Origin of the sequence: Arthrobacter sp. MPF02 (genome assembly GCF_046605375.1) — a bacterium.
GTDB lineage: Bacteria > Actinomycetota > Actinomycetes > Actinomycetales > Micrococcaceae > Arthrobacter.
In genome coordinates this window covers 2,679,416-2,699,701 of record NZ_CP176772.1, presented here as the reverse complement: position 1 = coordinate 2,699,701, position 20,286 = coordinate 2,679,416, and the positions used below count along the sequence as shown (strand labels likewise).

16 protein-coding genes and 1 tRNA gene are annotated in these 20,286 nt (G+C 64.8%); 14 read left to right on the top strand and 3 right to left on the bottom strand.

Annotation, left to right across the window (positions count from 1 at the left end):
- The first annotated feature begins 112 nt into the window (after positions 1-112).
- Complete coding sequence (locus tag ACLH0K_RS12720; protein ID WP_411373931.1) at positions 113-1,546, top strand: PspC domain-containing protein; 1,434 nt, start codon at positions 113-115, stop codon at positions 1,544-1,546.
- A complete protein-coding gene (locus tag ACLH0K_RS12715; RefSeq protein ID WP_411373930.1) occupies positions 1,543-2,226 on the top strand; it encodes a LuxR C-terminal-related transcriptional regulator in 684 nt (227 codons plus the stop codon). Before ACLH0K_RS12720 ends, ACLH0K_RS12715 begins: the two co-directional genes overlap by 4 nt.
- A 105-nt stretch (positions 2,227-2,331) precedes the next feature.
- Here ACLH0K_RS12715 and ACLH0K_RS12710 read toward each other — a convergent pair whose 3' ends face one another.
- Positions 2,332-3,549, bottom strand: coding sequence for a pyridoxal phosphate-dependent aminotransferase (locus ACLH0K_RS12710; RefSeq protein WP_411373929.1), 1,218 nt, complete (start codon positions 3,547-3,549; stop codon positions 2,332-2,334).
- Between the two features lie 276 nt (positions 3,550-3,825).
- Between ACLH0K_RS12710 and ACLH0K_RS12705 the strand changes: the two genes are divergently transcribed.
- The 10 genes from ACLH0K_RS12705 to rplL all read left to right on the top strand — a co-directional run bounded on the left by ACLH0K_RS12705 (position 3,826) and on the right by rplL (position 10,377).
- A tRNA-Trp gene (locus tag ACLH0K_RS12705) sits at positions 3,826-3,898 on the top strand.
- Between the two features lie 81 nt (positions 3,899-3,979).
- Positions 3,980-4,264, top strand: coding sequence for a preprotein translocase subunit SecE (gene secE / locus ACLH0K_RS12700; RefSeq protein ID WP_411373928.1), 285 nt, complete (start codon positions 3,980-3,982; stop codon positions 4,262-4,264).
- Between the two features lie 113 nt (positions 4,265-4,377).
- On the top strand, positions 4,378-5,181 hold the full coding sequence (nusG, locus tag ACLH0K_RS12695) for a transcription termination/antitermination protein NusG (RefSeq protein WP_411373927.1): 804 nt from the start codon (positions 4,378-4,380) through the stop codon (positions 5,179-5,181).
- A 128-nt stretch (positions 5,182-5,309) separates the two neighbouring features.
- Complete coding sequence (gene rplK, locus ACLH0K_RS12690; RefSeq protein ID WP_003803853.1) at positions 5,310-5,741, top strand: 50S ribosomal protein L11; 432 nt, start codon at positions 5,310-5,312, stop codon at positions 5,739-5,741.
- Positions 5,742-5,921: 180 nt separating this feature from the next.
- Positions 5,922-6,629 carry a 50S ribosomal protein L1 gene (gene rplA, locus ACLH0K_RS12685; protein WP_411373926.1) on the top strand — a complete coding sequence of 236 codons (708 nt, stop codon included), beginning with the start codon at positions 5,922-5,924 and terminating at the stop codon, positions 6,627-6,629.
- Positions 6,630-6,739: 110 nt separating this feature from the next.
- A complete protein-coding gene (locus ACLH0K_RS12680) occupies positions 6,740-7,609 on the top strand; it encodes an N-acetyltransferase family protein (protein ID WP_411373925.1) in 870 nt (289 codons plus the stop codon).
- The gene (locus ACLH0K_RS12675) at positions 7,582-7,911 is read left to right on the top strand and encodes a hypothetical protein (protein ID WP_411373924.1); all 330 of its coding nucleotides are present in this window, start codon (positions 7,582-7,584) and stop codon (positions 7,909-7,911) included. Before ACLH0K_RS12680 ends, ACLH0K_RS12675 begins: the two co-directional genes overlap by 28 nt.
- Positions 7,911-9,035, top strand: coding sequence for a GNAT family N-acetyltransferase (locus ACLH0K_RS12670; RefSeq protein ID WP_411373923.1), 1,125 nt, complete (start codon positions 7,911-7,913; stop codon positions 9,033-9,035). The genes ACLH0K_RS12675 and ACLH0K_RS12670 overlap by 1 nt, the downstream gene beginning before the upstream one ends.
- Before the next feature lie 293 nt (positions 9,036-9,328).
- Positions 9,329-9,922, top strand: a complete 594-nt coding sequence (gene rplJ / locus ACLH0K_RS12665) for a 50S ribosomal protein L10 (RefSeq protein WP_411373922.1) — start codon at positions 9,329-9,331, stop codon at positions 9,920-9,922.
- 77 nt (positions 9,923-9,999) lie between these two features.
- Complete coding sequence (gene rplL, locus ACLH0K_RS12660) at positions 10,000-10,377, top strand: 50S ribosomal protein L7/L12 (protein ID WP_377214658.1); 378 nt, start codon at positions 10,000-10,002, stop codon at positions 10,375-10,377.
- Between the two features lie 116 nt (positions 10,378-10,493).
- Here the strand turns inward: rplL and ACLH0K_RS12655 are convergent, their stop codons facing one another.
- The gene (locus ACLH0K_RS12655; RefSeq protein ID WP_411373921.1) at positions 10,494-10,991 is read right to left on the bottom strand and encodes an aminoacyl-tRNA deacylase; all 498 of its coding nucleotides are present in this window, start codon (positions 10,989-10,991) and stop codon (positions 10,494-10,496) included.
- The gene (locus ACLH0K_RS12650; RefSeq protein ID WP_411373920.1) at positions 10,991-12,190 is read right to left on the bottom strand and encodes an acetyl-CoA C-acetyltransferase; all 1,200 of its coding nucleotides are present in this window, start codon (positions 12,188-12,190) and stop codon (positions 10,991-10,993) included. The genes ACLH0K_RS12655 and ACLH0K_RS12650 overlap by 1 nt, the downstream gene beginning before the upstream one ends.
- A gap of 472 nt (positions 12,191-12,662) precedes the next feature.
- Between ACLH0K_RS12650 and rpoB the strand changes: the two genes are divergently transcribed.
- Together rpoB and ACLH0K_RS12640 are read left to right on the top strand one after the other, a co-directional pair.
- A complete protein-coding gene (rpoB, locus tag ACLH0K_RS12645; RefSeq protein ID WP_411373919.1) occupies positions 12,663-16,172 on the top strand; it encodes a DNA-directed RNA polymerase subunit beta in 3,510 nt (1,169 codons plus the stop codon).
- Between the two features lie 103 nt (positions 16,173-16,275).
- Complete coding sequence (locus tag ACLH0K_RS12640) at positions 16,276-20,175, top strand: DNA-directed RNA polymerase subunit beta' (protein WP_411373918.1); 3,900 nt, start codon at positions 16,276-16,278, stop codon at positions 20,173-20,175.
- The last annotated feature ends 111 nt before the right edge of the window (positions 20,176-20,286 follow it).

The following is a 20,286-nucleotide window of genomic DNA, read 5'->3' as shown; positions in this document are numbered from 1 at the left end:
TGTTTGTGCAGGTCAGCGCTCTACTGGGGGATACCCTGACCGGCCCCTGAGCCGCCCCCGGTTGATGCCGGAAAGCGGTCCGGGGAACCCTGATCCGTGCTTGGATTGTTCCATGACCACCATCCCCGTAAGACCGCCGCTGGCCCGCAGCAGCGACCGCGTCATCGCCGGCGTGTGCTCCGGCCTGGCGGTCCACCTGGGCTGGCCGGTCAGGAATGTGCGGGTGGGCATGGCGCTTGCAACCCTTGCCGGTGGTGCGGGCCTGGTGTTTTATGCCTGGCTGTGGATCATGGTTCCCACCGCCGATGAGGCCGCCCGGCGCAACGCCCGCCGCCCGGCGTCGCCCATTGCCCCTGCCGTGAGCCAGCCGTCCGGCCCCGGGGCCTTCGCCCCGGGAGCCGCGGGTCCTGCTGTACGAGCCCAGGGCCCCGCAGCCGTGGACATGTCCGCCGCCCCTCTGCCCGGCCCTCCACCTGTAGCGGGTACCTCGCCTTTGCCCGGAGTTCCCGGCAGCAGCACGGCGGATGCCGGCCGGCCCGAGCCAACGCCCTGGTTCCGTTTCCGCAGCATGAGGTATGGCAAGGAAATACTGCTCGGCTGCGGCCTGCTGCTGGTGGCCGGAATCATGATCGCTCAGATGCTGGGCGTGGACGTTCCGTTGGGAACCCTGATCCCCGCCGCGGCGGTGCTGGGCGGTGCCTCCATCGCCTGGATGCAGCTCGACGAGACCCGGCGCGCGGGCTTGGTGGACAAGACCAAGGCTGACCAGGCCGGCGGCTGGGCGCGGCTGGCCGCGGGCCTGGCGCTGGTGGTGGCCGGCGTGCTGGTGATGGTGTCCGGCTCAGGCTCCTGGGAACAGACCTGGCTTGCCCTGCTGTCCTCGGTGGCTGTCCTGGGCGGGGTGGTGCTCGTCCTGCTTCCCTGGGCGCTGAGGTTCTGGCGGGACCTGGAGTCGGAGCGGGCCGGCCGCATCCGGGAGATGGAGCGGGCGGAGATCGCCGCCCACCTCCATGATTCGGTCCTGCAGACGCTTGCCCTGATCCAGCGCCGCGCAGGCAACGAGCACGACGTCGTCCGGCTGGCACGGGCGCAGGAGCGGGAACTCCGGGGGTGGCTGTTCCAGGACCCGGGCCGGGAGGCGGGCCAGCTTTCGGACCGGATCAAGGCTGCGGCAGCCGAGGTGGAAGACCTGCTGGGCAACGCCGTCGAGGTTGTCAGCGTGGGGGACACAGCCATGACCGAGGCCCACGAGGCCATGGTGCAGGCCGGCCGCGAAGCCATGCTCAACGCCTCCCGGCACGGGGGCGGCACAGTCTCGGTCTACCTGGAGGCCTCCGAGGCGCAGGCGGAGATCTTCATCAAGGACAGGGGTCCCGGCTTTGAACTCTCGGACGTGCCGGAGGACCGGCTCGGCGTCCGCGAGTCCATCATTGGCCGAATGAAACGGCACGGCGGCACCGCCGCGATCCTCAACACAGGCACCGGCACGGAGGTCCGCCTGCGGCTGCAGACCGCGGGCACGGATGCTGCGGAAGGAAAACCATGAACCTGACCCAAGGGGCCACCGATGCCCGCCCCGCGAACCCTGTCCGCGTGGTCATCGTCGACGACCACGCCATCTTCCGTTCCGGCCTGAAGGCCGACCTCGGTCCCCGCATCCACGTGGTGGGCGAAGCTGCCACCGTGGAACAGGCTGTTGCGGTCATCGCGGAGCAGCGCCCCGACGTCGTGCTGTTGGACGTGCACCTTCCCGGCGGCCTGGGCGGCGGCGGACGCGAGGTCATCGCAGGGTCTACCGCGCTGCTGGGCTCCACCCGGTTCCTTGCCCTGAGCGTCTCGGATGCCGCGGAAGACGTGGTGGCGGTAATCCGCGCCGGCGCCCGCGGGTATGTGACCAAGACAATTTCCGGTGCAGAGATCACCGACGCCGTCTTCCGTGTGGCCGGTGGCGACGCCGTGTTCTCGCCGCGGCTGGCAGGGTTCGTCCTGGACGCCTTTGGCACAGCCCCGGCGGACATCGCCGACGACGAACTGGACAAGCTCTCGGCACGGGAGCTGGAAGTCATGCGCCTGATCGCACGCGGCTACAGCTACAAGGAGGTGGCCAAGGAACTGTTCATCAGCATCAAAACTGTAGAAACCCACGTTTCGGCGGTCCTGCGGAAGCTACAGCTCTCCAGCCGCCACGAACTCACCAAGTGGGCCGCCGAACGCCGCCTCCTCTAACCGACGCTCTCCCACCCGATGCACGTTAAACCGCAACGCTCTCCCACATTCCTGAAGAGAGTGGGAGAGCGTTTGCGGCTTTTGTGCAGAATGTGAGAGGGCGCCCTACTGGGCCTTGCCGAGGAAGTCCTGCAGGCGCTGCACGCCGGTGGCCAGGTCCTCGTCACCGAGGGCGTAGGACAGTCGCAGGTAGCCGGACGGGCCAAACGCCTCGCCTGGCACCACTGCCACCTCAACCTCATCGAGGATCAGCGAGGCCAGCTCGGCGGAGGTCTGCGGCGTGGCGGTACCGGCCGCCGTCGGGAATTCCTTGCCCAGCAGCCCGCGGACGTCCGCGTAGACGTAGAAGGCGCCCTTCGGCGTCGGGCATTCCACGCCCTCGATCGCGTTCAGGCCGGCAACGATGGCCTTTCGGCGGCGATCGAAGGCCACCTTCATCTCGTCGACGGCGGTCAGCGGTCCGGAGACGGCGGCAAGGGCCGCGATCTGGGGAATGTTGGAGACGTTGGAGGTTGCGTGTGACTGCAGGTTGGTGGCGGCCTTGATGACGTCTGCCGGGCCGATCATCCAGCCCACGCGCCAGCCGGTCATCGCGTAGGTCTTGGCCACGCCGTTGAGGATGACCACCTTGTCGCCCAGTTCAGGGGCGGCGGTGGCAATGGAGGTGAACGGAACGCCGTCGTAGGTCAGGTGCTCGTAGATTTCGTCGGTAACCACCCACAGGCCCTTGGCCGCGGCCCACTTGCCGATCTCCGCAACCTGCTCCGGGGAATACACAGACCCCGTGGGATTCGACGGCGAGACGAACAGCAGGATCTTGGTCCGGTCCGTGACGGCTGCTTCCAGCTGTTCGACCGTCACCAGGTAGTCCTGTTCCGGGCCGGCGAACACCTCAACCGGCACGCCGCCGGCCAGCCGGATCGCCTCCGGGTACGTGGTCCAGAACGGGGTGGGGACAATGACTTCGTCGCCCGGGTCCACCAGGGTGGCGAAGGTGTTGTACACGGCCTGCTTGCCGCCATTGGTCACCAGCACCTGGGAAGGATCGACGGTGTAGCCCGAGTCCCGGAGCGTCTTCTCCGCAATGGCCTTTTTCAGTTCCGGCAGCCCGCCGGCGGGGGAGTAGCGGTGGTACTTGGGCTGGCTGGCGGCGTCGATGGCCGCCTGGACAATGTAGTCCGGGGTGGGGAAGTCCGGTTCGCCTGCGCCGAAGCCAATAACCGGCCGGCCAGCTGCCTTGAGCGCCTTCGCCTTGGCGTCAACGGCAAGGGTTGCGGATTCGGCAATAGCGGAAATGCGCTGGGAAACGCGGGCGGCAGACATGGCAGGTCCGTTCTTCGCTTGCAGCCGTGAGGCTGGAATGTGGGATTCGACGAGTTCTACTCTATGCTGTTCACCGGACCCTCCGGGGTGCCTGTCTTGAAATGTGACTGCCCCTGGCAGACACGGCGGACAGCGCAGCGAAAGGGGCCGGAAACGGGCTGGTTTTACGAACGCGAAGATGTTGCCGTAGACTGGTTCACCGGTGTTGAAAACACGGATGATGGCGTGCGCCCCAGTTTCAGCTGGCGGTTCATCTTCCGAGGACATTCACTCCATAGGGTAGTGGCGCAATTGGTAGCGCAGCGGTCTCCAAAACCGCAGGTTGCAGGTTCGAGTCCTGTCTGCCCTGCGCAAGCTGTCCCGGGCACAAATCCGGGGCAAGCGCAGCAACCATGGTTCTGATCAGGGCCGGGTATCCAGCATTGCAAAGATGAGCGAGGACCAGGTGACCGAAACAGCTGCCAGCAGCTCCAGGGGCCGCCCAGCTAAGAAGGACGCCAAGGCAAGCATCTTCGCCCGCATTGCGCTCTTCATCCGCCAAATCATCGGCGAACTGAAGAAGGTTGTTGCACCAACCCGCAAGGAACTGATCAATTACACGCTCGTGGTGCTGGTGTTCGTGGCCATCATGATGGTCATCGTCAGCCTGCTGGATATCGGTTTCGGAACCGCTGTCGGCTGGATCTTCGGCGGTACCGGCTCCACGGACAGCTAAGGCTGCACGGTCCGCAGGCTGCGCGCTTCCCCGGGAAACCGGAGGCAAGCGCCGGTGTGCGGAATTGAGCCATTTAAATAGGCATGTTAGGCAATGAGGAAGCAGGAGACCAAGTGTCTGAGCAGGAGCTCGGGGTAACCGAGACTGAGCTGGAAGAGTCCGCGGACATCACGGCAGAAGCCGGTGACGAGTCTGGGGTTGAATCCTCCGCGCCCGAATCCGGGGACGCCTTCTCCGACGCTGCAGCAGTTGAAGGGGACGCCGGCGACGACCAGTCCGGTGACGCCCTCGCCGCTGCTGCCGCCGCCACGGCCGCCGATCCCGCCGAGGAATTCAAGGCCAAGCTGCGCCGCCAGGAAGGTGACTGGTACGTCATCCACTCCTACGCCGGTTACGAAAACCGAGTGAAGGCCAACCTCGAAACCCGCATCCAGACCCTGGACATGGAAGACTACATCTTCGAAATCCAGGTGCCCATGGAAGAAGTGGTTGAGATCAAGAACGCCCAGCGCAAGATCATCAACCGTGTCCGCATCCCCGGCTACGTCCTCGTCCGCATGGACCTGACCGACGCCTCCTGGGGCGCGGTCCGCCACACCCCGGGCGTGACCGGCTTCGTGGGCAACGCCCACAACCCCGTGCCGCTGCGCCTGGACGAGGTCTTCTCCATGCTGGCCCCGGTCTTCGAAGAAGAGCAGGCCGAGAAGGGCAAGCCGGTCAACAAGCAGAACCAGGCTCCCGTGGCTGTCGACTTCGAGGTCGGCGAGTCCGTCATCGTCAAGGAAGGCCCGTTCGAAACCCTTCCCGCCACGATCTCCGAGATCAAGCCCGAGTCCCAGACCCTCGTGGTCCTGGTTTCCATCTTCGAGCGCGAGACGCCGGTCACCCTGGCGTTCAACCAGGTCACCAAGATCTGACAACCCTAGATTTCGTACCGGTGCCGCCCGCTTAGCGGTGCCGGAACGGCCGGCTGCCTCGCCATGGCGGCCAAAAACCTGAGGCACGCTCCTGTGTCCCAGGACGTTATTGAGAGAAGGACCCTACATTGGCTCCCAAGAAGAAGGTCACCGGCCTCATCAAGCTGCAGATCCAGGCAGGTGCCGCTAACCCGGCTCCGCCGATCGGTCCTGCGCTTGGCCAGCACGGTGTCAACATCATGGAATTCTGCAAGGCGTACAACGCTGCGACGGAAGCCCAGCGCGGAAACGTCATCCCCGTGGAAATCACGGTCTACGAGGACCGCTCCTTCACGTTCATCACCAAGACCCCGCCGGCTGCAGAGCTCATCAAGAAGGCTGCAGGCGTCGCCAAGGGTTCCGCCACCCCGCACACCGTCAAGGTTGCAAAGCTGACCCAGGCCCAGGTCAACGAGATCGCCTCCACCAAGATGGAAGACCTCAACGCCACCAGCCTCGAAGGCGCAGCCAAGATCATCGCCGGCACCGCCCGGTCCATGGGCATCACCGTCGAGGGCTAACCACCCCCGCAGCCTTTCCGGAGTCGGATGCATGACGACGACGGGCGGCACCGCCGGGAAACCGGCACCACAAAAAATTGAAATGTCGGGCACCGGGCCGGATAACGAGACCGGGACCCCGACTGTGGCAGGGCCCAGCGCGGTCCGCAGACCACAACTGCACAAGGAGAAATAAGCAGCATGGCAAAGCGCAGCAAAGCATATGAGGCAGCAGCCGCCAAGATCGAGACGGGCAAGTTCTACGCCCCGTTCGAGGCAGTAACGCTCGCCAAGGACACCAACCCGTCCAAGTTCGACGCCACCGTTGAGGTTGCCTTCCGCCTCGGCGTCGACCCCCGCAAGGCTGACCAGATGGTCCGCGGCACTGTCAACCTGCCCCACGGCACCGGTAAGACAGCCCGCGTCCTGGTTTTCGCCACGGGTGACAAGGCCGAAGCAGCACTCGCTGCCGGCGCCGACTTCGTTGGTTCCGATGACCTGATCGAGAAGATCGCCGGCGGCTGGACCGACTTCGACGCCGCCGTCGCCACCCCTGACCTCATGGGCAAGGTTGGCCGCCTCGGTAAGGTCCTGGGCCCCCGCAACCTCATGCCGAACCCGAAGACGGGCACCGTGACCCCCGACGTCACGAAGGCCGTCAACGACATCAAGGGTGGAAAGATCGACTTCCGCGTCGACAAGCACTCCAACCTGCACTTCATCATCGGCAAGGTTTCGTTCGACGCCACCAAGCTGGCCGAGAACTACGCCGCCGCACTGGAAGAGGTTCTTCGCCTGAAGCCTTCGGCTGCCAAGGGCCGCTACATCCAGAAGGCAACCGTTGCCACCACCTTCGGTCCCGGCATCTCGGTTGACCCGAACGTCACCAAGGTGCTCATCGAGGCGTAAGTCCTCTTGAGCCACGTCCCGGAGCAATCCGGGGCAGCTGAAAAACCGCCCGGCCCAGTGCCGGGCGGTTTTTGCTTAACTTGGTTCCCGGCTCTGCCTAAGCTGGGGAAATGGCCGCCAAGGAGCCCTTTCAACCATTAGGGGCTCCCGCGCTTGGCGCCCTTTCGATTGCCCGCGTTGCCAGTCCCCTTGCAGGGCCGGGGAACGCCCAGCCCGGGCCTGGCACCGGGACCCGGCCGGCCGCCGTCGTGCCAGCCCCGGACTTTGCCGCCTGCCAGGCGATGCGCGAGGACCACGAACTCGAACTCTGGGGCAATCTGGACCGGTGCCTTACCCTGCCTGAAGCACTCGAATACTGGCGGGGCACCGACTACGAAGAAAGGCACCTGTTCCTGGCCAGGCTCGACGGGCAGCCCTTGGGGCTGTGCTCGGTCACCCTGCCCCTGCGGGAAAACACCGCAAGGGCCGGCATCGATGTCCTGGTTGGCCCGCACTTCCGCCGCAGGGGGTACGGCCGGGCACTCCTGGAACATGCTGAGTCCCTCGCCCGGGGCCGCGGCCGCACGTCCCTCGACGCGTATCACGAAGTCCCGCTCGGACTCGTACAGCCTGGCTCCGTCATGGTTCCCGCCAAGTCCGGCGCAGGCGGGCTCCCGCTGAACGACCTTGCAACCGCTTTTGCCATGGCCGCCGGATACGAGCTCGAGCAGGTGGAACGCTCCAGCACGCTGTCCCTTCCGGTCCCGCCGGACCTGCTGGCCGGGCTGGAAGCTGAAGCGCTGGCGAAGGCCGGAGACTACGAATTGACCGGCTGGGACGAGGAATGCCCCGCGGACCTGCTGCCGGGCTATGCGGAACTGAAGGCCCGCATGAGCGAAGACGTTCCCACGGCGGGGCTTGACTGGGAACGGGAAGCCTGGGATCCCGCGCAATGCGGCAGGAGGAGCAGGCCATGGTACGCAGTAGCGTGCAATCCGTAGTGGCCGCGGCCCTGCACAGGGAAACCCGCGAACTGGTTGCCTACACCGTCCTGAATTGGCGCCCTGCGGTTCCCGCGTCAATCGCCCAGCAGGACACCCTCGTGGCGGGGGACCACCGCGGACACCGCCTTGGCATGCTCATCAAGCTGGCCAACCTGCGGCGTGCCCAGGCCCGGTGGCGGTCGGCGCGTTCGATATTGACGTGGAACGCGAGCGAAAACCAGCATATGCTGGCGATTAATATCGCGCTTGGATTCAAACCCGCAGGCTATGAGGGTGAGTGGCAGAAACGGCTGGGATAATGCCCGAAATGGACGTGAAGATCGAGCAGCTATGGATTCCCGATTCCCTGGACGCGCCGGACGCAGCCGACTTCCTGGCCGCCGTCGAGGTGGGGCGCAAGGTCAGGATGCAGACGTGGGGGAGTGACGACCTCGCCTACGGGCCGCTGGAGAAGCTGCTTGAGTTCGAGGACCCCTACGAGCGGCAGCTCATTTTGGTGGCCAAAGTGGGCGGCGAAATCGTCGGCACCGTGGACATCGCGCTGCCCATGACGGACCACCTTGACCTGGCGGAGTTCACCCTGGACATCCTCCCGGAGTTCCAGCGCCAGGGTGTCGGACGGCGGCTGCTGGAGGCTGCCGAGCACCTTGCCCGCGCTGAAGGCCGCACCATGATCCTGGTGGACACCAACCACCCCGGCGCGTCGCTTCACGAGTTTGAAAAGGCCCAACTGGTGCCAGGTTCCGGGCAGGGATTCGTGCCCCTGGAGAGCCGTGAGGTGGAGTTCGCGCAGAAGACGGGTTACACCCTTCAGCACATCGAGCAGTTCAGCGCCTGCTCGCTGCCGCTGGACTCCAAGCTGGTAGCCGACCTGCAGGCCGAGGCGGAGGAAGCCAACAACGGCCGGTACCGGCTGCACCACTGGACCGACCGCTGCCCCGACCGCTGGCTGGAGGCTGTCGCCACCCTCGAGAACCAGGCGGGCGCCGGCGTCGATCCTGCCCTGGACGTGCCGGTGGAGCAGGACTTGGTGTTCGACGGCGGCATCCTCCGGGAAGCGGAGGACGTCGCCATTGCGCAGGGTAGGCGGACGGTGGTCACCGCCGTCGAGCATCTCGCCTCGGGCACCCTGGTGGGGCTGACCACCATCACGGTCCTGGCGCACCGGGCGGACGTCGTCTTCCAGGACGACACCCTGGTCCTGCAGGAGCACCGCGGCAACAAACTGGGGCTGCTGATCAAGGTGGCCAACATGGAACGGCTCTCCGAACAGTTTCCGGATGCACGTGTTATCTACACCTGGAACGCCCCGGAGAACCGGTACCTGCTGACGGTGAACCAGCAGCTGGGTTTCCACACGGCAGGCGTTACAGGGATCTGGCAGAAAGAGCTGCCAAAGCTGCATACGCGGAGCAGCAGCTGAAGCACGATTTGGTGGAGTACCGGGCCCTCCCGTAGACTGGGATGACCAAAGACCGTCGGTTAATGGAAATCCACTCTTTCGAACACAGCCCACCTCTGTGGTTGTGCGCGGGAGGTCTAGTGGCTTTCTTGACGAAGGACCCTGACATAGGGCGGCCGGCGCAGGTGAACGAAGCAAAGCTCCATGGATAACCGTGTTGAGCCAAGCCCCGTGCATCTGCGCGGGGCGTTTTTAGTTATAGCTCACCTGAGCGGGGACCGTCGAATACCGGCACTATCCCCGGAAGGAGGGTTATGGCAACGCCTACCAAGGTTTCAGCAGTAGCTGAGATCACTAACGATTTCAATGAATCGAACGCCGCTGTCCTGACCGAATACCGCGGGCTCACCGTTGCACAGCTCAAGCAGCTGCGTGTTTCTCTCGGCCAGGACACCAAGTTCGCGGTCGTCAAGAACACCCTGACCGCCATTGCAGCCAAGGAAGCCGGCGTCGAAGCATTCGACGGCCAGCTTGCCGGCCCCACTGCCATCGCGTTCATCAAGGGTGACGCAGTTGCCGCTGCCAAGAGCCTGACGGATTTTGCCAAGGCCAACAAGCAGCTGGTCATCAAGACCGGTTACTTCGAGGGCAAGGCACTGGATGCCAGCGAGGTTGCCGCACTGGCAGCGCTCGAGTCCCGCGAGCTGCAGCTCGCCAAGGTTGCAGGCGTCCTCAAGGCACCCGCCGCCGCAGCTGCACGCATCATTGACGCACTGCGCCTCAAGCTTGAAGAAGAGAACGGTGCCCCGGCTGCTGCCGAAGCGCCTGCCGCTGAAGAATCTGCTGACTCTTCAGCTGAAGCAGTAGCCGAGGCTCCCGCCGAGGCTCCTGCAGCCGAAGAGAACTAATTCTCTCTCCCCAACAAGACTCCGGTGTCCGCCCCGGCCCCGTGCCGCCGGACACCACAACAGGAAGGACGCCTACCATGGCGAAGCTCAGCAACGAAGAGCTCATTGAAGCTTTCAAGGAACTGACCATCATCGAGCTCTCCGAGTTCGTCAAGCTCTTCGAAGAGACCTTCGAAGTTACCGCTGCCGCTGTCGCAGTTGCCGGCCCCGCTGCCGGTGGTGCCGCAGAAGAGGCTGAAGAGAAGACCGACTTCGACGTCATCCTCGAAGCTGCCGGTGACAAGAAGATCGCAGTCATCAAGGAAGTTCGCGCCATCACCTCCCTCGGCCTCAAGGAAGCCAAGGACCTGGTTGACGGTGCCCCCAAGGCTGTCCTCGAAGGTGCCAACAAGGAGACCGCCGAGAAGGCTAAGGAGCAGCTCGAGGCTGCAGGCGCCACCGTTACCCTCAAGTAACAGCGCATTCTCCCGGAAAACCCCGTCCACTCCGGTGGGCGGGGTTTTCTGCGTCCCGGCCCAACTAGGTAGCGCGAACTGCCGTTTTGGGGCCTCAAAACGACAGTTGGCGCTACCTAGTTGGGGTCGGAGATGTCCGCCACCACTGCGTCGAGGGCGGCGGTGAGGGCGTCCGCGTCCACGAAGGCGCTATAGCCGTGCGCTCCGGCCCCCATGGAAATCCGCCGGCCGGTGATGGTGGCGTCCGCGTAGACCGGCCAGGGGTTGGTGCTTCCGAGCGGCGTAATGGTCCCGCGCTCGTAGCCGGTGGCTTCCAGCGCCACGTCCGCCGGCGGCAGCGAGAGTTTGTTGACGCCTACCAGGGTCCTCAGTTTCGGCCAGGAAATCTGCCGGTCGCCGGGAATCAGGGCAAACAGGAACGTCCCGTCCTTGTGCTTGACCACCAATGACTTGACGATGTCCGCCGGGCTGATGCCCAGGATGCCGGCCGCTTCCTCAAGGCTCCTGGCGGCGGGCCTTTCCACCACTTCCACCTGCAGGCCACGGGCCGCGGCGTCGGCCAGGAAACGCTCCTGCCCGACGCCGGCCGTTCCGTTCGCAGCTGCGCCCGCCATCAGTCGCGGTACAGCAGGAGGGCCTCGCCCTGTCCGCCGCCTCCGCACAGGGACACGGCGGCCTTGCCCGTTCCGCGGCGTCGAAGTTCATGGGCCGCGTGCGCTGCCAACCGGGCACCGGAGGCACCGATCGGGTGTCCGAGGGCGATGGCTCCGCCGTGGATGTTGCACTTCTCCAGGGGGTAGTCCAGGTCCTTGAGGGACTGGACGGCCACTGATCCGAAGGCCTCGTTGATTTCAACGAAGTCGAGGTCAGCCACCTTCCAGCCGGCCTTGCCCAGCGCGTTCATGATGGCGTTCGAGGGCTGCGAGTGCAGGGAGTTGTCAGGTCCGGCAACCTGCCCCGGCTTTCCCACGACGGCGAGGTACTCCAGGCCGTGTTCCTCCGCGTAGCCACGGGAGGACAGCACCAGTGCGGCGGCTCCGTCAGACAGGGGAGAGGAATTGCCGGCAGTGATGGTGCCGTCCGTGACGAAGGCCGCCCGGAGGCCCGCGAGCGACTCGATGGACGCGTTGGGCCGGACGCCCTCATCGGTGTCCACCACGATCGGATCGCCCTTGCGCTGCTTCACGCTGATGGGAGCGATCTCGTCGTCGAACGTTCCGTTCTTGGCGGCCAGCGCCGCCCTCTGGTGGGACTGCGCTGCCACGTTGTCCTGGGCCGTCCGGTCGATGCCCAGCGTGAGGTTCCGGGTTTCGGTGGACAGGCCCATGGACTGTCCGTCGAAGGCGTCGGTCAGTCCATCGTGGGCGGCAGCGTCCAGCGCCTGGATGGAACCGTATGTCCAGCCCTGCCGCGAGCCGGGGAGCAGGTGGGGCGCGCGGGTCATCGATTCCTGGCCGCCGGCCACGATCACCTTCGCCTCGCCGCTCCGGATCATCCGGGCTGCGTCAATTACCGCCGTCAGCCCGGACAGGCACACCTTGTTTACGGTTACGGCGGGTACGTTCCAGCCGATGCCGGCGCCGATCGAGCTTTGCCGCGCCGGGTTCTGGCCGGCGCCCGCCTGCAGCACCTGGCCCATGATCACCGCTTCGACGTCCGCCGCTTCCACACCGCTGGCGTCCAGCGCGGCCCTGATGGCGTGCGCGCCCAGGTCCACCGCCGTGAAACTCGCCAGCTGGCCGTTGATGCGGCCTGTCGGCGTCCGTGCCGCTGCGAGGATAACAACGTCGCTGTTGTCAGGAGAGTTGCCCATTGTTGTCTCTTCCGCTCCGATCCGATGTAGGCACCAAGGGTATCGTGACCCGGGTCACCTAACTATTCAAACGCCCGGGCCTGTGCAGGCATTCCTGCCGCGGAGGGCGGAGGTTCGTTCATCATTATGGGAAGCGCGACGGCGGCGCGGAGGAAGGGCGCATGGCGGAACTTTTGCAGCTCCCGGCAGGGCAGAAAACAGGTGCTTGCATTCCGGGCGGATGTGGGGTAGACACGTAGGCGGTTTTGCCGTATCGTAGATATTTGCGTCTTCCCTGTTTACCTTCAGCCTTCATATAGCGGTGGGCTTCGCCTGGCAGCTGGCAATCAACGTGCCGTAACAACGTCACAGCATAGCCGGTACAGGTCCCGGGTCATATAGCGGAACCGGATGGTAGCGCTGCGGAGTATCTCCGCAGGGTGCACAGCGGGGGAGATCTGAAAACGCCTGAAGGTCTGTGGAAGGATCCCTCTTGGTCGCCTCGAGCACCTCTAATAACGAAACCGCTAACACCGCCGACAGCACTGATGGTGCCACTCGCCGGCTCTCATTCGCAAAGATTCACGAACCTCTTGACGTTCCGAATCTGCTTGCCCTGCAGACGGACAGCTTCGACTGGCTGGTCGGCAATGAGCGCTGGCAGGCACGCGTAGCAAAGGCTGTCGAAGAAAACGATCTCAGCGTCGCTACCACGTCCGGCCTCTCGGACATCTTCGAAGAAATCTCCCCGATCGAGGATTTCCAGGGCACCATGTCCCTGAGCTTCTCCGACCCGGAGTTCGCCGACCCCAAGTACACCATGGCCGAGTGCAAGGACCGGGACGCCACATATTCCGCTCCGCTGTACGTCAAGGCCGAGTTCATGAACAACAACACGGGCGAAATCAAGCAGCAGACCGTGTTCATGGGCGACTTCCCGCTGATGACCGAGAAGGGCACCTTCGTGGTCAACGGCACCGAGCGTGTCGTCGTGTCCCAGCTGGTCCGTTCCCCGGGCGCCTACTTCGAGCGTGCCGCTGACAAGACCAGCGACAAGGACATCTTCACCGCCAAGATCATCCCGTCCCGCGGTGCCTGGTTTGAGCTCGAAATCGACAAGCGCGACCAGGTTGGTGTCCGGCTCGACCGCAAGCGCAAGCAGTCCGTCACCGTGCTGCTGAAGGCCCTCGGCTGGACCGAAGGCCAGATCCTCGAAGAGTTCGGCCAGTACGACTCCATGCGCGCCACGCTGGAGAAGGACGCCACCGAAACCCGCGAAGACGCCCTGCTGGACATCTACCGCAAGCTGCGTCCGGGCGAGCCGCCCACCGTCGAGGCTGCCCAGTCCCTGCTGGACAACCTGTACTTCAACTCCAAGCGCTACGATCTGGCCAAGGTTGGCCGCTACAAGATCAACCGCAAGCTGGGCATCGACCGCTCCCTTGGCGACAAGGAAGCCTCGGTCCTGCACGTTGAAGACATCGTCGCCATGATCAAGTTCCTCGTCGCGCTGCACGCCGGCGAGAAGACCATCAAGGGCGTCCGCGACGGCCAGGAAGTGGACCTCCGCGTCGAGATCGACGATATCGACCACTTCGGCAACCGCCGTATCCGCGCCGTGGGCGAGCTCATCGAGAACCAGGTCCGCACCGGCCTGTCCCGCATGGAGCGCGTGGTCCGTGAGCGTATGACTACCCAGGACGTCGAGGCCATCACGCCGCAGACCCTGATCAACATCCGCCCGGTTGTGGCAGCCATCAAGGAGTTTTTCGGAACCTCCCAGCTGTCGCAGTTCATGGACCAGAACAACCCGCTCTCCGGCCTGACCCACAAGCGCCGCCTCTCGGCCCTTGGCCCCGGCGGCCTGTCCCGTGACCGCGCCGGCATGGAAGTCCGTGACGTGCACCCGTCCCACTACGGACGCATGTGCCCCATCGAAACCCCTGAAGGCCCGAACATTGGTCTGATCGGCTCGCTGGCCTCCTACGGACGCATCAACCCGTTCGGCTTCATCGAGACTCCTTACCGCAAGGTCAAGGACGGCGTTGTCTCCGACGAGGTCCAGTACCTCACGGCAGACGACGAGGCCGAGGTGCTGATCGCCCAGGCCAACGCCCCGCTGGACGAAAACAACCGCTTCGCTGAAGAGACCGTCCTGGTCCGTGCCCGCGGTGGTGGAGGCGAGCCCGTCCTGGTTCCGGCCGAGGACGTCGAGTTCATGGACGTTTCCCCGCGCCAGATGGTGTCCGTGGCTACCGCCCTGATCCCGTTCCTCGAGCACGACGACGCCAACCGCGCACTCATGGGCGCCAACATGCAGCGCCAGGCCGTGCCGCTGGTCCGTTCCGAGGCTCCGTTCGTGGGCACCGGCATGGAACGCGCCGCAGCCGTGGACGCCGGCGACGTCGTCATCGCCAAGAAGGCCGGTGTGGTTACCGAGGTCTCCGCCGAACTCGTCATCATGCTCAACGACGACGGTACGGAAACGAACTACCGCATCAACAAGTTCGCCCGCTCCAACCAGGGCAACTGCTACAACCACCGCGTCCTGGTGAACGAAGGCCAGCGCCTGGAAGTCGGCGGCATCATTGCCGACGGCCCGGCCACGGACCAGGGTGAACTCGCCCTCGGCAAGAACCTCCTCGTGGCATTCATGTCCTGGGAAGGCCACAACTTCGAGGACGCCATCATCCTCTCGCAGCGCATCGTGGCCGAGGACGTCCTGTCCTCCATCCACATCGAGGAGCACGAGATCGATGCCCGCGACACCAAGCTCGGTGCCGAGGAAATCACCCGTGACATCCCCAACGTGTCCGAGGAAGTTCTGGCAGGCCTGGACGAGCGCGGCATCATCCACATTGGTGCCGAGGTTGAGGCCGGCGATATCCTGGTCGGCAAGGTCACCCCGAAGGGTGAAACCGAACTGACCCCGGAAGAGCGCCTGCTGCGCGCCATCTTCGGCGAGAAGTCCCGCGAAGTGCGTGACACCTCCCTGAAGGTGCCCCACGGCGAGTCCGGCACCGTCATCGGCGTGCGCGTCTTCGACCGCGACAACGACGACGAACTGCCCCCGGGCGTCAACCAGCTGGTCCGCGTCTACGTCGCTGCCAAGCGCAAGATCACCGACGGCGACAAGCTCGCCGGCCGCCACGGCAACAAGGGTGTTATCTCCAAGATCCTCCCGGTCGAGGACATGCCCTTCCTTGCCGACGGCACCCCCGTTGACATCGTCCTGAACCCGCTGGGTGTTCCGGGCCGTATGAACGTGGGCCAGGTGCTCGAAACGCACCTCGGCTGGGTGGCCAAGACAGGTTGGAAGATCGAAGGCGAGCCCGAGTGGGTCAAGCAGCTGCCCAACCTGCCGCGCGAGAGTGGCCCCACCACTGTTGCCACGCCGGTGTTCGACGGTGCCCGCGAAGAAGAAATCACGGGCCTGCTCGACTCCACCAACGTGACCCGCGACGGTGAGCGCCTGATCAACTCCTCCGGCAAGACCCGCCTGTTCGACGGCCGCTCCGGCGAGCCGTTCCCGGATCCGATCTCCGTGGGCTACATGTACATCCTGAAGCTCCACCACCTGGTGGACGACAAGATCCACGCCCGCTCCACCGGCCCGTACTCCATGATCACGCAGCAGCCGCTGGGTGGTAAGGCACAGTTCGGCGGCCAGCGCTTCGGTGAAATGGAAGTGTGGGCGCTGGAAGCATACGGCGCCGCATACACCCTCCAGGAGCTCCTGACCATCAAGTCCGATGACATCCACGGCCGCGTGAAGGTCTACGAGGCCATCGTCAAGGGCGAGAACATCCCGGAGCCGGGCGTTCCCGAGTCCTTCAAGGTGCTGATCAAGGAAATGCAGTCGCTGTGCCTGAACGTGGAAGTGCTTTCCACGGACGGAACCACGATTGAAATGCGTGACTCTGATGACGCAGTCTTCACGGCTGCGGAAGAACTGGGCATCGATCTGTCTCGTGCAGAGCCCAGCTCCGTAGAAGAGGTTTAACGGCGGGCGTACGACGGCGGGTGCCCACCCGCCGTCGTACCCCACCTCCCTCATTCCGCACCAGGACTTCAGAATTTAGAGAACAAGAGAGAACAGGGACCATATGTCCAGCGAATCCTCCTTCGGCCTCATGCAGATCGGCCTCGCCACCGCGGAAGACATCCGCGGCTGGTCATACGGCGAGGTTAAGAAGCCGGAAACCATCAACTACCGCACGCTCAAGCCCGAGAAGGACGGCCTCTTCTGCGAGAAGATCTTCGGCCCGTCCCGCGACTGGGAATGCTACTGCGGCAAGTACAAGCGCGTGCGCTTCAAGGGCATCATCTGTGAGCGCTGTGGCGTCGAAGTCACCCGCGCCAAGGTCCGCCGTGAGCGCATGGGCCACATCGAACTGGCCGCACCCGTCACGCACATCTGGTACTTCAAGGGTGTTCCGTCCCGCCTGGGCTACCTCCTTGACCTGGCTCCGAAGGACCTCGAAAAGGTCATCTACTTCGCTGCCTACATGATCACCAGCGTCGACGAGGCCGCCCGCCACGAGGAACTGCCCAACCTGCAGGTTGAGCACGACATCGAAAAGAAGCAGCTGATCGACAACCGCGACTCCGATATCGCGGCGATCGCCCGCGACCTCGAAGGCGAGCTTGCCCGCCTGGAGGCCGAAGGCGCCAAGGCTGCCGACAAGAAGAAGGCACGCGACTCCGCGGACCGCCAGATGGCGAACGTGCGCAAGCGCGCCGACGCCGACATCGAGCGCCTCGAGCAGGTCTGGGACCGCTTCAAGAACCTGAAGGTCGCCGACCTCGAGGGTGACGAAGGCCTGTACCGCGAGCTGCGCGACCGCTACGGCATGTACTTCGAAGGCTCCATGGGTGCCGAAGCCATCAAGAAGCGCCTTGAGAACTTCGACATGCAGGCCGAGTCCGACATCCTGCGCGACGTCATCGCCAACGGCAAGGGCCAGCGCAAGACCCGCGCCCTCAAGCGCCTGAAGGTGGTCAACGCATTCCTGACCACCAACAACAGCCCGCTTGGCATGGTCCTCGACGCCGTCCCGGTGATCCCGCCGGAACTGCGCCCCATGGTCCAGCTGGACGGCGGCCGCTTTGCGACCTCCGACCTCAACGACCTGTACCGCCGCGTGATCAACCGCAACAACCGCCTCAAGCGCCTGCTTGACCTGGGTGCTCCGGAGATCATCGTCAACAACGAGAAGCGCATGCTTCAGGAAGCTGTTGACAGCCTCTTCGACAACGGCCGCCGCGGCCGTCCGGTCACCGGACCGGGCAACCGTCCGCTGAAGTCCCTGAGCGACATGCTCAAGGGCAAGCAGGGCCGTTTCCGCCAGAACCTCCTCGGCAAGCGCGTCGACTACTCGGGCCGTTCGGTCATCGTCGTCGGTCCGCAGCTGAAGCTGCACCAGTGCGGCCTGCCCAAGCAGATGGCGCTGGAGCTCTTCAAGCCGTTCGTGATGAAGCGCCTGGTTGACCTCAACCACGCCCAGAACATCAAGTCGGCAAAGCGCATGGTGGAGCGCTACCGTCCGCAGGTGTGGGACGTGCTCGAAGAGATCATCACCGAACACCCGGTGCTGCTCAACCGTGCACCTACCCTGCACCGCCTGGGCATCCAGGCGTTCGAGCCCCAGCTTGTTGAAGGCAAGGCAATCCAGCTGCACCCGCTGGTCTGCGGCGCCTTCAACGCCGACTTCGACGGCGACCAGATGGCAGTGCACCTGCCGCTGAGCCCCGAAGCCCAGGCTGAGGCCCGCATCCTGATGCTGTCCTCGAACAACATCCTGAAGCCCTCCGACGGACGCCCGGTCACCCTGCCTTCGCAGGATATGATCATCGGCCTCTACCACCTGACCACCAAGCGCAAGGGTTCAGCCGGTGAAGGCCGTGTCTTCGGTTCGGTGGCGGAAGCCATCATGGCGTTCGACGCCCGCGAACTGCACCTGAACTCGCAGGTCCAGATCCGCCTCGAGAACTTCGTGCCGTACGCCGGCTGGGAAGCTCCCGAGGGCTGGGAGCCGGGCCAGCCCGCGCTGGTCAAGACCTCCCTGGGCCAGGTCATCTTCAACGAGACCCTGCCCGAGGACTACCCGTGGGTTGAGGCCGTTGCCGACAAGGGCGAGCTGTCCCGCATCGTCAACGACCTCGCGGAGCGCTACCCGAAGGTTGTCACCGCCGCAACGCTGGACAACCTGAAGGACGCCGGCTTCTACTGGGCCACGCGTTCGGGCGTCACCGTCGCCATCTCCGACATCGAGGTGCCGGCCGCAAAGCCGGAGATCCTCGCCGGTTACGAGGAGCGCGCCGCCAAGATCCAGGGCCAGTACGACAAGGGCCTGATCGACGACGACGAGCGCCGCCAGGAACTGATCGAGATCTGGAACAAGGCCACCAACGACATCGCCTCGGTGATGCGCGAGAGCCTGTCCCCGATGAACACGATCAACCGCATGGTGTCCTCCGGCGCACGTGGTAACTGGATGCAGGTCCGCCAGATCGCGGGTATCCGTGGCCTGGTGGCCAACCCGAAGGGTGAGATCATCCCGCGCCCCATCAAGTCCTCCTACCGCGAGGGCCTGTCGGTGCTGGAATACTTCATCGCCACGCACGGTGCCCGTAAGGGCCTCGCCGATACCGCTCTGCGTACCGCCAACTCGGGTTACCTGACCCGACGCCTGGTGGACGTGTCCCAGGACGTCATCGTCCGCGAAGAGGACTGCGGCACCGAGCGCGGCCTGGTCACGCCCATCGCCGTCGCCGACTCCAACGGCGAGCTGGTGCTGGACGAGAACGTGGAGAACAGCGCCTACGCACGTACGCTGGCTGTCGACGTCGTGGACTCCGAGGGCAACGTCCTCGCGGCCGCCGGCACCGACTGCGGCGACGTCGTCATCGCTGAGCTCTTTAAGGCAGGCATCACCGAGGTCAAGGTCCGCTCCGTGCTCACCTGTGAGTCCAGCGTCGGCACCTGCGCCCTGTGCTACGGCCGTTCGCTGGCCACCGGCAAGACCGTGGACATCGGCGAGGCCGTGGGCATCATCGCCGCACAGTCCATCGGTGAGCCCGGTACCCAGCTGACCATGCGTACGTTCCACACCGGTGGTGCAGTCTCCGCCGGCGGCGGTGACGACATCACCCAGGGTCTGCCCCGTATCCAGGAGCTCTTCGAAGCCCGTACTCCGAAGGGCGTCGCCCCGATTGCCGAGGCAGCCGGTCGCATCACCATCGAAGAGTCCGAGCGCCAGATGCGCCTGGTCATCACTCCGGATGACGGAACCGAAGAGATCGCCTACCCGGTCCTGCGCCGTTCACGCCTGCTGATCGAAGACGGCGACCACGTCACCGTCGGCCAGAAGCTGATCAACGGTCCGGTCGATCCCAAGCAGGTGCTGCGCATCATGGGTCCCCGTGCTGCACAGAAGTTCCTGGTGGACGAGGTCCAGGGCGTGTACCGCAGCCAGGGCATCGGTATCCACGACAAGCACGTCGAGGTTATCGTCCGCCAGATGCTGCGCCGCGTCACGGTCATCGAGTCCGGTGACTCCGACCTGCTCCCCGGCGAGCTGGCAGAGCGTGCCCGGTTCGAGGACGCCAACCGCCGCGTTGTGTCCGAGGGCAAGACTCCGGCTTCCGGACGTCCCGAGCTCATGGGTATCACCAAGGCGTCGCTGGCCACCGAGTCCTGGCTGTCCGCAGCTTCCTTCCAGGAGACCACCCGCGTCCTCACGCAGGCGGCCATGGAAGGCAAGAGCGATCCGCTGCTGGGCCTCAAGGAGAACGTCATCATCGGTAAGCTGATCCCGGCCGGCACGGGCCTCCCGCGCTACACCGAGATCACGGTGGAGCCGACTGAAGAAGCGAAGGCCAACCTGTTCACCGGCCCCAGCGCGTTCAGCGACTTCTCGTACGACACCCTGGGCGGCGAGGGAGCTCCTGAGTTCCACGCCATCCCGCTGGATGACTACGACCTGGGCAACGACTTCCGGTAAACGGAATTCCTGCCGGCCCCGCCTCACCCTGCTTTCACGGCAGGGGGAGGCGGGGCTTCCCGCTTAACCCAACTGAGTAGCGTCAACTGTCGTTTTGAGGGTCCATAACGG

What these genes read in the sequence shown, in the direction of transcription:
- ACLH0K_RS12675 (WP_411373924.1), top strand. Translation starts at nt 7,582, where the DNA reads ATGGTACGCAGTAGCGTGCAATCCGTAGTGGCCGCGGCCCTGCACAGG.
- rplL (WP_377214658.1), top strand. Translation starts at nt 10,000, where the DNA reads ATGGCGAAGCTCAGCAACGAAGAGCTCATTGAAGCTTTCAAGGAACTG.
- ACLH0K_RS12650 (WP_411373920.1), bottom strand. Translation starts at nt 12,190, where the DNA reads ATGGGCAACTCTCCTGACAACAGCGACGTTGTTATCCTCGCAGCGGCA.
- ACLH0K_RS12670 (WP_411373923.1), top strand. Translation starts at nt 7,911, where the DNA reads ATGCCCGAAATGGACGTGAAGATCGAGCAGCTATGGATTCCCGATTCC.
- ACLH0K_RS12720 (WP_411373931.1), top strand. Translation starts at nt 113, where the DNA reads ATGACCACCATCCCCGTAAGACCGCCGCTGGCCCGCAGCAGCGACCGC.
- ACLH0K_RS12710 (WP_411373929.1), bottom strand. Translation starts at nt 3,549, where the DNA reads ATGTCTGCCGCCCGCGTTTCCCAGCGCATTTCCGCTATTGCCGAATCC.
- rplA (WP_411373926.1), top strand. Translation starts at nt 5,922, where the DNA reads ATGGCAAAGCGCAGCAAAGCATATGAGGCAGCAGCCGCCAAGATCGAG.
- rplJ (WP_411373922.1), top strand. Translation starts at nt 9,329, where the DNA reads ATGGCAACGCCTACCAAGGTTTCAGCAGTAGCTGAGATCACTAACGAT.
- ACLH0K_RS12715 (WP_411373930.1), top strand. Translation starts at nt 1,543, where the DNA reads ATGAACCTGACCCAAGGGGCCACCGATGCCCGCCCCGCGAACCCTGTC.
- ACLH0K_RS12680 (WP_411373925.1), top strand. Translation starts at nt 6,740, where the DNA reads ATGGCCGCCAAGGAGCCCTTTCAACCATTAGGGGCTCCCGCGCTTGGC.
- secE (WP_411373928.1), top strand. Translation starts at nt 3,980, where the DNA reads ATGAGCGAGGACCAGGTGACCGAAACAGCTGCCAGCAGCTCCAGGGGC.
- ACLH0K_RS12640 (WP_411373918.1), top strand. Translation starts at nt 16,276, where the DNA reads ATGTCCAGCGAATCCTCCTTCGGCCTCATGCAGATCGGCCTCGCCACC.
- ACLH0K_RS12655 (WP_411373921.1), bottom strand. Translation starts at nt 10,991, where the DNA reads ATGGCGGGCGCAGCTGCGAACGGAACGGCCGGCGTCGGGCAGGAGCGT.